Consider the following 12,109-nt stretch of genomic DNA (forward strand, 5'->3'; position numbering starts at 1 on the left):
TTCAGCGCGCGGCCAGCGGCTGCACGACGCGTACGAGGTCGCCGTCGTTGAGGAAGCCGGCGCCGGTCGTGACAACAAGGACGTCCGGCGCCAGGCCGCCCGTCACTTCGACGCGCTCGCCCAGGCGGCGGCCGGTCGTGACTTTCAGCTGGCTCACGCGATTGTCGGTATTCAGGCGGAATACGTACGCAAAACCGTCGCGCACGACGACGGCCTGCTGCGGCACCGTCAGCGCGGCCGACTCGCCCAGCGCGAACTCGCCGCTGGCGAACATGCCGGCCTTCAGCGGCGCGCCGGCGGACAGCGCCGGCGGCAGGTCGACGTAAACGAGGGCGACGCGGCTTTGCGCATCGACCGTCGGCGCCACCGTGCGCACGCGGCCGGCCACGCCGGCGCCGGCGGCCGTTTTGACGACGACCTTCTGGCCCGGCTTGATGCGGGGCAGCTCGGCGGACGTCACCTCGGCGCGCCATTCCAGGCGGCCCTGGCGGATCAGGCGGAACAGCTCCGTGCCGACGCCGGCGACGGCGCCCACGGTGGCGCTGCGCGCGGAGATGACGCCCGCGTCTGGCGCGACGACTTGCGCGTAGTTCAGGCGCAGCTGCTGCTGGGCCACGGTCGCCTTGGCGGATGCCACGCGCGCAGCCGCGGTGCGCTCGGCCGTAAGGTATTGCGTGATCTGCTGCTCGCTCATCGCGCCGGAGCTCTGCAGCGCGCGCGCCCGCTGGGCGTCGGCCCGCGCGGCTGCCGCATTCGCCTGCGCTTCCTGCACGGCGGCGTGCGCCTGCGCGAGGTCGGCCTCGACGGGCGCCGCGTCGAACACGGCGAGCACCTGGCCCTTCCTGACGACGTCGCCCACGTTGACCTTCACGTCCGCCAGGCGCAGGCCGTTCGACTCGCTGCCGATCGCGGCTTCCTGCCACGCCGCCACGTTGCCGTTGGCCGCGAGGCCGACGGGCAGGCGCGCGCTTTCCGGCTTGGCCGTCGTGACGGTCAGCGCGGGCCGCGGCGCGGCGGCCTTGCCGTTGTCCGCCGCGCGGCTGGCGACGAGGAGGCCGGCGCCGCCCATCGCCACTGCGGCGGCGGCGATGGCGAGGGCAGGGCGGGACAGTCGGCGCAGGCGATCTGGAATCATGGCGTCAGAGCAGTTGGATGCCGAAGCGTTTCAGCACGAGGGCGAACAGGAGTATGCTGGCCACGGTGATCGCAACGCTGGCGCCCAGCGCGGGCCAGAAGCCGAAGCGGCCGAGCAGCCAGGGAAACGCGGCGAACATGGGCAGCGTCGGTAGCACGTACCACAGCGTGTACCACGCGTGGTTGGCGATCTTTTCCTGCGGCTGGCGCTCCACGTGCAGCCAGATCAGCGTCAGCACGGTGACGAGCGGCAGCGAGGCGATCAGGCCGCCGAGGCGGTCGGAGCGCGCGGCGGCTTCCGACACGAGGACGACGACGGCCGCGGTGACGAGGTATTTGGTGACGATCCAGGACATGGCGAAGGACGAGAGAGCGTCCCCCAGTGTAGCAAAGCACCCTGCCGGACCCCTGTTCGGTACGTACGGCACCGACCCGCCGCCGTTACAAATCCTTACGATTGATACGCCCCGTCGATATCCATGCTCGTCCGTTCAAGGTTAAATAAAGATCCACGAGGAGTGCACACCATGATCCAGCGCGCATCGCTAGCCCTGTTGACCGCAGCCCTGATGGCGACCGGCCTCGCACCGGCGGCCCCGCCCGCGGCCGCGCCGCCGCCGGCGCAGGCCGCGCCGCTCGATGCACAGGCGCAGGCGCTGCACGTGCTGAACCGGCTCGCGTTCGGGCCCCGTCCCGGCGAGGTGGAGCGCGTGGCGAACATCGGGGTGCGGCGCTGGATCGACGAGCAGCTGCATCCGGAGACGATCCCGCTGCCGCCCGACCTGACGGCGCGCCTGGCGCAGCTCGATTCCGTCAACCGCAGCGCGGGCGATTCGCTGGCCGAATTCCTGGAGCTGCGCCGCGAAGTGCGGATGGACGACGAGGGCGCGAAACAGCGCCGCCGCCAGATCGAGATGCGTGTGGCGCGCCAGGCCGCCGAGGCCAGGCTGCTGCGCGCCGTCGAGAGCCCGCGCCAGCTGGAACAAGTCATGGTCGACTTCTGGTACAACCATTTCAACGTCTTCGCCGGCAAGGGCATCGACCGCGCCCTGGTGACGAGCTACGAGCGCGACGCGATCCGCCCGTACGCGCTGGGCTCTTTCCGCGCGCTGCTGGGCGCGACGGCGAAGCACCCGGCGATGCTGTTCTACCTCGACAACGTCGTGTCGTCGACGCCGCGGCCGGACGCGAAAGGCAAGGCGCGCGGCCTGAACGAGAACTATGCGCGCGAGCTGATGGAATTGCACACGCTGGGCGCGGACGGCGGCTACACGCAGCGCGACGTGACGGAACTGGCGCGCATGCTGACCGGCTGGACGTTCGACCAGAAGCGCCTCGCGCGCGCGGGCGAGACGTTCCGCTTCGACGCCGGCCGCCACGACGGCGGCACCAAGACGTGGCTGGGCCGCGAGATCGCGCCTACCGGCCAGCAGGAAGGCGAGTACGCGCTGGACGTGCTGGCCGTGCATCCTTCGACGGCCCGTCACGTGAGCTTCGAGCTGGCCCAGTACTTCGTCAGCGACGATCCGCCGCCGGCCCTTGTCGAGCGCATGGCTGCCACGTGGATGGCGTCGCGGGGCGACATCCGCGCCGTCCTCGCGACGATGTTCGCGAGCCGCGAATTCATGTCGGCCGGTGCGGCCGGCGCCAAGTTCAAGACGCCGTACCAGTTCGTCGTGTCGGCCGTGCGGGCCAGCGGCGCGCCGGTGGCGAACGTGATGCCGCTCGTGAACACGATGAACCAGCTGGGCATGCCGCTGTACGGCTGCCAGACGCCGGACGGGTACAAGAACACGCAGGACGCGTGGCTCAACCCGGACGCGCTGACGCGGCGCATCGCGTTCGCCACGGCGCTCGCCGGCGGCAAGCTGCCGCTGGCGGTGCCGCCGGTCGATGCCCGTCCCGCCATGACGGCGATGGAGCCGAACATGGCCGGCAGCGATGCGATGGCGACGCCGGCGCCGGCAGCGCCTGCACCGGCCGCGCCGCCGTCACCCGTCGATCCGGCGCGCCTGCAGGCGACATTGGCCGGCTCGATCTCGCCGCGCACGCAGGCCATCGTCCAGCGCAACCCGGACAACCTGCGCGCCGCGATGCTGCTCGGCAGTCCCGATTTCATGCAGCGCTGATTCTTTCGGAGAACGACATGCAACGCAGGCACTTCCTCAACGCGCTGGCGCTGGGCGCCGGCATCCTGCTTCCCGTGGGCCGCAGCGCGTGGGCGCTGAGCGCACCCGCGGCCGATCCGACCGGCCGGAAACTCATCGTCGTGATGCTGCGCGGCGCCGTCGACGGCCTGAACGTCGTCGCGCCCGTCGGCGACGCGAATTACGCGCGGTTGCGCCCCACCATCGGCCTGGGGGCGCCCGGCATGGACGGCGGCGCGCTGGACCTGGACGGCTATTTCGGCCTGCATCCCGCGCTGGCCAATCTGCAACCGCTGTGGCGCGCGCGCAAGCTGGCGTTCGTCCATGCGAGCGGCTCGCCGGACGCGACGCGCTCCCACTTCGACGCGCAGGACTACATGGAATCGGCCACGCCGGGCCGCAAGAGCACGCCGGACGGCTGGATGAACCGCCTCGTCGCGGCGTTGCCCGGCCCGCAGTCGCCCAGCCGCCTGCTGGGCATCGGGCCCGTGCTGCCGCGCATCCTGTCCGGCCAGGCGGCGGCCGTGAACTTGCCGAACGTGGCCGGTGCCGCGCGGGCCGACCTGCTCGATCGTCCGGCCGTGAAGGCCGCGTTCGACGAGTTGTACGCGGGCCATCCACGCTTCGGGCGCGCGTACGCGGACGGGCGCGCGGCGCACCGCGAAGTGATGGACGCGCTCGAGACCCACGAGATGCAGGCGGCCGACCGCGGCGCGCCGCTGCCGAACGGCTTTCCCGATGACGCCGCGCGCCTCGCGGGCCTGATGCGCAACGATCCGAAGATCCAGCTGGCGTTCGTCGCGCTGGGCGGCTGGGATACGCACGCGAACCAGGGCGCCGCTTCCGGCCAGCTGGCCAACCGCCTCGCGCCGCTGGGCCAGGGCCTGGCCGTGCTGGCCGAGCGCCTCGGGCCGATGTTCGACGACACGGTCGTCGTCGTGATGTCCGAATTCGGGCGCACGGCGCACGAGAACGGCAACGGCGGCACGGACCACGGTCACGGCAACGTGATGTGGGTCATCGGAGGAAAAGTCCGCGGCGGTAAGGTGTATGGCGATTGGGAAGGTGTCGGCGACGCCCAACTGAACGAGGGCCGCGATTTGCCGGTCACGACCGATTTTCGTTCGGTGTTAGCGCAGATATCTGAAGAACATTTAATGTTAGGCGATAAACGTCTGGAACGCGTCTTTCCCGCAATGCCGCAAAAGCGCGCCGGCTTCCGCCTGATCGGTGCCTGATGCTTCACTCTAGAGGAGATACTCTACATACCGTAGTTCTACCGTATTGCACTGCACAAAAAATAGAGCTATAGTAGAACCGTCTCCTCCAGTTTTTCTCCGAAATTCTGGATTCAGCCCGCACCGAACGGTTGCGGGCTTTTTTTTTGTCTGCCGCTAACAGCAGGGCGCGGCCGGGCGGCCGCGCGGGGGAAGCGTCAGGCGCCCGTGGTCTCCGCGTCGTCGCCCTGGAAGGCGCCGGCGCGCCACGTGAGCACGAGGGTGTCGCGGTGACCGTTCTCGCCCACCGGCTGGATCGGCGTCGATTCGTGGATCACCGCAGCGTCGTCCAGCAGCAGCAGGGTCCAGGGTTCCGTCATCGTGAAGCGCTGGCCTTTCGGGCCGTTCGCTTCGAACACGCGCGTCTCGCCGCCCTTGATGTCTTGTCGTCCGATCAGGATCACGGCGACGAAATCGACGCCGTCGCGGTGCGCGCCTTCCGGCGTGGGGCGGCCGATGCCGTCGGCCGTATCGATGCGGAACTGGTGCGCTTCGACGTACCACGTCTGCGCCCCCTTCACTTGCGAGCACACGGAGCCCAGTGCGCGCAGCAGCCGGCTCCACGCCGGTTGCTCAATGGTGGAATGCTCGATAGGGACGAACAGGCGGTGCATGCCGCCGTGCAGCGCGTTGTATTCGACGGGCTGCCAGTGCGCGCGGTGCGGGCTTTGCATGAGGGCGTCGCCGCTGTCGACGAAGCAGGAATGCCGGCGCCGGCGATAGCGGCCGCCGTCCTTCAGGTAGTTGTCGAGTTCGAGGCGTTCCCAGCTCGGCGCCAGCGCCATCAATTCAGCGAGCGTGCAGCCGGCAAGCCGCGCGACGTCGGCCGGGCGCAGCAGCGCATAGCCGTCGCCGCGCAGGGCGTCGACGACGTGGGCCGGTTCGGTATAGGGTGGTTGCGGAGTTGTCATCCTCTTAGCCTAGCACTTTTTTGGTGCGGCCGTGAATGACGGCCGCCTTACCAGTTCTTGACGAGCGTCAGGCGGAACGTGCGCGCTTCGATCGGATGGAAATGCACGTCCTGGCGCGGTGCCGCCTCGCCGCGCAACTGCGACGCATAGTAATACTCGATCGCGGAGGCGGGCCGGTTCGCGAGATTGAACCCTTCCAGCTCCAGCCGCAGATCGCGGCTTACGCGGTAGCCCAGGCGGCCGTTCAGTGTCGTGCTGGCGCGCGAGCGCACGCTGTCGTCGTCGAGCAGCGGGCGTGGTCCGAACCAGCGTAGGCGCAGCGTGCCTTCCCATGGTCCCAGACGACTCACCGTCAGCGCGAGCTGGCTTACGCCCTCGATCGCTTCCGGGATGCGGTCGTATCCCGGCGCGGCCCCGCGCGTGCGCGCGTGCGCGTACGCGGCGTCGAAGTCGATCGATAACCATTTATACGGTTTATAGCTGTTCGAGAATTCGATGCCGACCCGGCGGCTGGGCGGTCCCGCTTCCGTCGTGCCCGCATCGCCCACGTACGTCAGTTCGGAGTCGAAGTCGAGGCGATACAGCGAGATCGCCGTCTGCATCTTCGGCACGGCCTCAGTGCGCAATCCAAGTTCCATGCCGCGCGAACGTACGAGGCCCGTGCCGAGGGCAGTCACGGCGCCGCGCGCGTCGTTGCTGTGAAAGCCCGTGCCGTAGTTCGCGTAGAACTCCGTCATGCGCCATGGGCCGAACACGAGATTGGCGGACGGGCTGGTGAGCGTATCGTGCGTCGTGCCTGCATCCTCCGCGACGCTGCTGCGCACGCGGAACCGGTAGCCGTCCACGCGCGCACCGACCGTCGTGCGGAACCAGCTGTTCCAGCGCGTCGCGTTCTCGACGAAGGCGCCGGTGCTCGTCTCGGTCACGTGGTCCGCGCGCGTGACGGCCACCATGCGGCGCGCCACCGTGTGAGCGAGGCCGTTGAAGATATTGTCGTTCTGCGCTTCCACGCCGACCGTGACGTCGGACGCCGACGCCTCGCCGCGGTGCAGGTGCCAGCTGTGGACGGCATTGAAGCCGCTCGTGACGCGGCGGTCGGGCTGGGCGAACTGGTCGCCGTTCACGGGGTCGTCCATGAAGTAGGTGAAGTCGGACCACAGGTCGAGCTGGTTGCGGATGACGTAGCCGCTGACCTTCGTCGCCGCGTCCTGGCCCGTGCGGCGCCACACGCCCGACAGGCTGAAGCGCTTCGCTGCGCCGCCATCCGTCGGGTCGATTGTGTCGAAGCGCCCGAGCAGGCCGGCGGCGACGGCGCGCGCGGGCACCTGGTCCGTCGCGTTCCAGCGGCCGCGGTACGCCATCGCCGTCACGCTCCAGCCATTGTTCGCATAGCCGCGGCTGTAGCGCAGCACGCCGTTCAGCTTCCGGTAATCGTCCGGATGCGTGAACGGGCCGTCGTTGTGCAGGGCTTCCAGCGCATACGTCAGCACGCCGTCGCCCGTCTCGTGCGATGCCGCGAGCGCCGTGCGCGCATAGCCGTCCTGTCCGATGTCGACGGTCGCCACGTTGCGCGCGAGGCGGTTCGCATAGGTGATCGCGGCACTGCCAGCCGACGCGAAATCGCCCTCGCGCGCCGAGTAGGGCCCCTTTTTGTAGTCGAGGCGGGCCGTCAGTTCCGGGATCAGGAAATTCAGGTCCGTCCAGCCCTGGCCGTGCGCATGGCTGCGCTGGTTGACGGGCATGTCGTCGAGGTAGGTCGCCAGGTCGGTGCCGTGGTCGAGGTTGAAGCCGCGCAGGAAGAACTGGTTCGCCTTGCCTTCGCCGCTGTGCTGGCTGACGATCAGGCCCGGTGTCGCCTCCAGCAACTCGCCGGGACGGTACACGATCATCATCGCCAGCTCCTGCTGGCTGACGGTGCCGGCGCTGGCGGTGTCCGCGATGCCCAGCTGGCTTGCGCGCGAGCCTTCGACAAGCACGCGCTGGATGACGGGATCGTCGGCCCGGGCGCCGGCGTGGACGAATGCCGCGGCGAGGAGCAGGGCACCGGCACGCATCAGTGGACCGCGAGTTCCGTGCGGCTGTTCGTGAAGCCGAACGTGCGCAGGCTGCCGTTCGCCGTCAGGTTCACGGTGTTCTGCTGGTCGGGCAGGAAGTCGCTCAGCACGGCGTCGTGGATGGTCTCGACCTGCGTGACGGGCGTGCGCACGGCTTCCTGGTACACGACGACGCTGTCCGTGTCGACCGTCACGCCAACCCAGCCCAGTGGCAGATGATGGCCGTCCTTGTCGGCCAGCCAGAACTGCTTCTCGACGTAGCGGCGCAGCACGGCCTGGTCGTCCGGGTCGGACAGGTCGAACTGGCGCTGGTACAACGCGGTCAGCAGCGATTCCACGTCGTGCGCCATGTACGTGTGTACGATTTCCGTGCTGCCGGTGCGCGCGTTGTAGCTGATGTCGGTGATGCCGGCGTGGAAGCGGTGGGCGGCCGCGTTCAGGCAGACGGCCGTGCACAGCAGCGCGACGAGGCGGAGGGGATTCATGCGGGTGTGGTGATGATCGTGCTTCGTCATGGGTCTTGGATGATGCGTAGGGTGGACGGGTCTCCCGTCCACGCGTTCAACGATCGCGTGCATGATGCGGCGGGCACCTGACGCTTGGACGCGTGGACGGCAAGCCGTCCACCCTACCGAGGCGAAACCACACGCACGCTCATTCCGACCTCGGCGTCACCGTTTTCTCGGCGTCGGCCTTGTCGTCCTTGGTCTTCAGCTTCTCGTTGAACTCCTTCATCAGGTTGTCCTTGTCGTGCTGGGTCTTGTACAGCTCGAGGCGCGACGGCATCGCCTTGCGCGGCCAGCTGTTGTTGCTGACGTCCGTGTCGGCCGTCTCCCAGTACGGATCGTGCGTGAGGGCGACCATCGGCTCGTCCGTCACGATCAGCTTCGTGATCTTCTTCGGTGAGTAGCGCCACACCTCGGCCGGGACGCGCTCGATGTATTTCTTGCCGCTCGCGAGCGTGATCTCCAGCACGAGCGGCGTCACGAGCCCGCCGAGATTGCTGAAGTCGACGAGGTACAAGTGCTTGCCTTCCTTGAGCAGGTTCTTTTCCCAGTCCTCGAGATCCTCGATCGCCTCATTGTACTTGTTGCGGTCGTGGTTCGTGACGGTGAACTGGTCGTGCTCGTTGTAGAAGTCCTTCAGTTCCGGATGCGCATCCACGCGGCGCGGCAGCGTGCCCTTGTTGCGCTGGTCCGTGATGGAGATCGGCTCCGCGTCGTGCTGCGCCTTCTTCCACGCCTTCTCGATTTCCGGATTCTTCGTGCCGACCGTGTATTCCGTGATGTCGTCCACGCTCACGTCCACGTGGTCCGTCGTGTAGAACCAGCCGCGCCAGAACCAGTCGAGGTCCGTGCCGGAAGCGTCTTCCATCGTGCGGAAGAAATCGGCCGGCGTCGGGCGCTTGAACTTCCAGCGCTGCGCGTATTCGCGGAAGGCGAAGTCGAACAGTTCGCGGCCGAGGATCGTCTCGCGCAGCACGATCAGCGCGGCCGTCGGCTTCGCATAAGCGTTGTAGCCCAGGGCGGCGATCGATTCCGAGTTCGTCATGATCGGCACCTGGTTGGCGCTCTTCATGTAGTCGACGATGGCGCGCGGTTCGCCGCGCGACTGCGGGTAGTGCTCTTCCCAGGCCTGCTCCGCCAGGTATTGCAGGAAGCTGTTCAGGCCCTCGTCCATCCACGTCCACTGGCGCTCGTCGGAGTTGACGATCATCGGGAAGTAGTTGTGGCCCACTTCGTGGATCACGACGCTGATCAGGCCATACTTGGTGCGGCTCGAGTAGGTCAGCTCGCCCGTCTTCTTGTCCTTCGTGGGGCGCGGGCCGTTAAAGCAGATCATCGGGTATTCCATGCCGCCCACCGGGCCGTTCACGGAAATCGCGACGGGGTACGGGTAGTCGAGCGAATACTTGTTGTACTCGGCGATCGTGTGGATCACGGCGGCCGTCGAGTATTTTTCCCACAGCGGGTTGCCTTCCTTCGGGTAGAAGGACTGCGCCAGCACGTTGGTCGAGTCCTTCTTGAACCCTTGCGCGTCCCAGATGAACTTGCGGCTCGACGCCCACGCGAAATCGCGCACGTTCTTGGCGCGGAAGTGCCACGTCTTCGTGCCGCTGGCGCGCGTCTTTTCCTTCGCTTCCGCTTCCGCCTGCGTGACGATGATCACGGGCTTGCTCGCCGTGCGCGCCTGCTCGAGGCGCTGGCGCTGGGCGCCCGTCAGCACGTCGCCCGCGTTCTGCAGCTCGCCCGTGCCGGCCACGATGTGGTCCGCGGGGACGGTCAGCTGCACGTCGTAGTCGCCGAATTCCAGGGTGAACTCGCCGGTGCCGAGGAATTGCTTGTGCTGCCAGCCCATCACGTCGTAGTACGCGGCCATGCGCGGGAACCACTGGGCGATCTCGAACAGGTCGTTCTTGTCCTCGTCGAATTTCTCATAGCCGGAGCGGCCGCCGAGCACCTTCTGCTCGTTGATGTTGTAGCTCCAGTCGATCGAGAACGCGAGCTTCGCGCCCGGTTTCAGCGGCTGCGGCAAGTCGATGCGCATCATCGTGCGGTTGATGACGGTGTGCAGCGGACGCCCGCCTGCATCCTTCACGCCCGCGATCTTGAAACCGCCGTCGAACGTGCTCTTTTCCAGCACGGCGCGCAGTGCGTCGAATTTATAGCCGTCTTCCGGCCCGCGCGCCTTGGCCCACGCGTCGCGCGAGGGCAGGGTGGCCGTCATGCGCGCGTCGGAGTCGCGCTTGTAGATGTTCTGGTCGAGCTGGACCCACAGGTATGACAGGGTGTCGGGCGAATTGTTGTGATACGTGATCGTCTCGGTGCCCGTGATGGCGCGGCGGCCTTCGTCCAGCGTGGCGCGGATCGCATAGTCGGCGCGCTGCTGCCAGTACGCATGGCCGGGCGCGCCGGAAGCCGTGCGGATGGAGGTCGGGGTCGGCAGCAATTCGTCGAGCTGGCGGAATTTGTCGTCGAAAGGTTCTGCCGCGATTGCCGACATGGTGAGGCATACAGCCGCCAGTCCGATCGGGAAACGTATCATATTTACCCTGCATTCATGGTTGAAAGAAGGAAAATATTCTAGTCTTGCCATTCGGTCAGGATGTCGTTTGATTTGTAACAACGTTGATACAAAACGCCTGGCGTGGCGCTGACGATACGGTCGGACATGCGGACACGGCAATGGACACGCATCGGACATGCGCGCGGACACCGTGACCCTCGCCGCCGTCAGAACCTCGCTGGCCACCCATGCCGCGTGGCCGCATGAAAGTTGTAATTGAAACAATTGGATAGATTTACATATAGGCAAGAGTTTTATACTTATGGAATTGAAATTCGAATGACGACGTTGTCATTCGCCAGGGGATCAGATGGATGCGTTTACACTCGTCGTGGCGACCGCACTTGCGGCGCTCACGATGGCGGCCGGCATGGGCCTGCTCTACCTCGCCAGCGCGCGCCAGGCGTGCCTCATCGACTGGACGCTGGCTGCCGTCTGCTTCGCCTTGAGCAGCGTGGCGGCCGCGATCGGCTTGCAGTTGCAGGCGATCCCGTTCGGCTTCATTGCCTGTGTCAACGCGTTCCACGTCGGCGGCCAGTTCGGGATGCTGGCGGGTGTCCGGCGCCACCTGCGTCTGGCGCCGCACTGGGGATGGGGCGGGCTGCTTGCGCTGGGCGCATTGGCCGTGCACGCGCTGCCCGTGATGCAGGGGGCACACCTGGTCCGGCTCGCGTTGTTCGCGCCGGTGATCTGCGCGCTCAACGTGGCGTCGGCCTGGCTGCTGTGGCGCCGCGGCGAAGGCGAGGTGCGGGCGTCATACCTGCCGCTGATCGCCCTGCAGCTGCTGTCCGCGCTGCAGCTCGTCGTGCGGCTCGTGATCGTGGGCGCCGACGGTGTCCCGCCGCAGCTCCTGCACGGGCAGTTGTCGCGCACCTGGGGCGCGCTGGCGATGCTCGTGTACCTGTCGCTGGCGACGATGTGCTGCGCGCTGATCGTCACCCACCAGCAGACGCTGGCGCTGCGGCGCGCGTCGCTGACGGACGTGCTGACCGGCTGGCTGAACCGGCGCGCGCTGCACGACATCGCCTCGCGCGAATTCCGCCGCAGCCGCCGCACGGGCACCGCGCTGTTCTTCATCACGTTCGACATCGATCACTTCAAGCCCATCAACGACCGCTACGGCCACGGCGTGGGCGACGCCGCGATCTGCCACGTGACCGCGTTGTCGGCGCGTGTGCTGCGCGGCTACGATGCGCTGTTCCGCATCGGCGGCGAGGAGTTCGCGGTGCTTGTCGTCGGCGAAAACCTGAGCGGCGTGTGCGTGGTCGCCGAACGCCTGCGCGAGGTGGTGGCGGGCGCGCCGCTGACCGTCGACGGCGAGGCCGTCCCGATGACGGTCAGCGTGGGCGTGGCCGCGCTGGACGCGCACGACCAGAAATGGGAGGACATCCTGCGCCGCGCGGACGAGGCGCTGTACCACGCCAAGCAGCACGGCCGCAACCGCGTCAGCGTGCACGGCCGCGACCTGGCGGAGCACGGCCACCCGGCGCGGCTGCAGGCGGTGGGCACCTGAGCCGCAT

At 67.6% G+C, this 12,109-nt stretch carries 9 protein-coding genes; 3 read left to right on the top strand and 6 right to left on the bottom strand.

Annotation, left to right across the window (positions count from 1 at the left end; translation table 11 throughout):
• Position 1: 1 nt before the first annotated feature.
• A complete protein-coding gene (locus NX784_RS11115) occupies positions 2 to 1,135 on the bottom strand; it encodes an efflux RND transporter periplasmic adaptor subunit (protein WP_370662926.1) in 1,134 nt (377 codons plus the stop codon).
• Between the two features lie 4 nt (positions 1,136 to 1,139).
• A complete protein-coding gene (locus NX784_RS11120; protein WP_258816711.1) occupies positions 1,140 to 1,490 on the bottom strand; it encodes a DUF3147 family protein in 351 nt (116 codons plus the stop codon).
• A 171-nt stretch (positions 1,491 to 1,661) separates the two neighbouring features.
• Here NX784_RS11120 and NX784_RS11125 point away from each other — a divergent pair, with 171 nt between their 5' ends.
• Both NX784_RS11125 and NX784_RS11130 read left to right on the top strand, forming a co-directional pair.
• Positions 1,662 to 3,263, top strand: a complete 1,602-nt coding sequence (locus NX784_RS11125; protein WP_258816712.1) for a DUF1800 domain-containing protein — start codon at positions 1,662 to 1,664, stop codon at positions 3,261 to 3,263.
• Between the two features lie 17 nt (positions 3,264 to 3,280).
• Positions 3,281 to 4,519: a DUF1501 domain-containing protein gene (locus tag NX784_RS11130; protein WP_258816713.1), complete on the top strand. Its 1,239-nt coding sequence runs from the start codon at positions 3,281 to 3,283 to the stop codon at positions 4,517 to 4,519.
• Between the two features lie 197 nt (positions 4,520 to 4,716).
• Here the strand turns inward: NX784_RS11130 and NX784_RS11135 are convergent, their stop codons facing one another.
• From NX784_RS11135 to NX784_RS11150, 4 genes are all read right to left on the bottom strand, one after another.
• Complete coding sequence (locus NX784_RS11135) at positions 4,717 to 5,469, bottom strand: 2OG-Fe dioxygenase family protein (protein ID WP_258816714.1); 753 nt, start codon at positions 5,467 to 5,469, stop codon at positions 4,717 to 4,719.
• A gap of 47 nt (positions 5,470 to 5,516) precedes the next feature.
• Entirely contained in the window at positions 5,517 to 7,523 is a 2,007-nt protein-coding gene (locus NX784_RS11140; RefSeq protein WP_258816715.1) for a TonB-dependent receptor, read from the bottom strand.
• The gene (locus tag NX784_RS11145; protein ID WP_258816716.1) at positions 7,523 to 8,008 is read right to left on the bottom strand and encodes a DUF6702 family protein; all 486 of its coding nucleotides are present in this window, start codon (positions 8,006 to 8,008) and stop codon (positions 7,523 to 7,525) included. The genes NX784_RS11140 and NX784_RS11145 overlap by 1 nt, the downstream gene beginning before the upstream one ends.
• 169 nt (positions 8,009 to 8,177) lie before the next feature.
• A complete protein-coding gene (locus NX784_RS11150) occupies positions 8,178 to 10,526 on the bottom strand; it encodes a M1 family metallopeptidase (protein ID WP_258816717.1) in 2,349 nt (782 codons plus the stop codon).
• A 373-nt stretch (positions 10,527 to 10,899) separates the two neighbouring features.
• Between NX784_RS11150 and NX784_RS11155 the strand changes: the two genes are divergently transcribed.
• Entirely contained in the window at positions 10,900 to 12,102 is a 1,203-nt protein-coding gene (locus tag NX784_RS11155; protein ID WP_258816718.1) for a GGDEF domain-containing protein, read from the top strand.
• Positions 12,103 to 12,109 lie beyond the last annotated feature (7 nt).

This window comes from Massilia pinisoli (assembly GCF_024753285.1).
Lineage (GTDB): Bacteria > Pseudomonadota > Gammaproteobacteria > Burkholderiales > Burkholderiaceae_D > Telluria > Telluria pinisoli.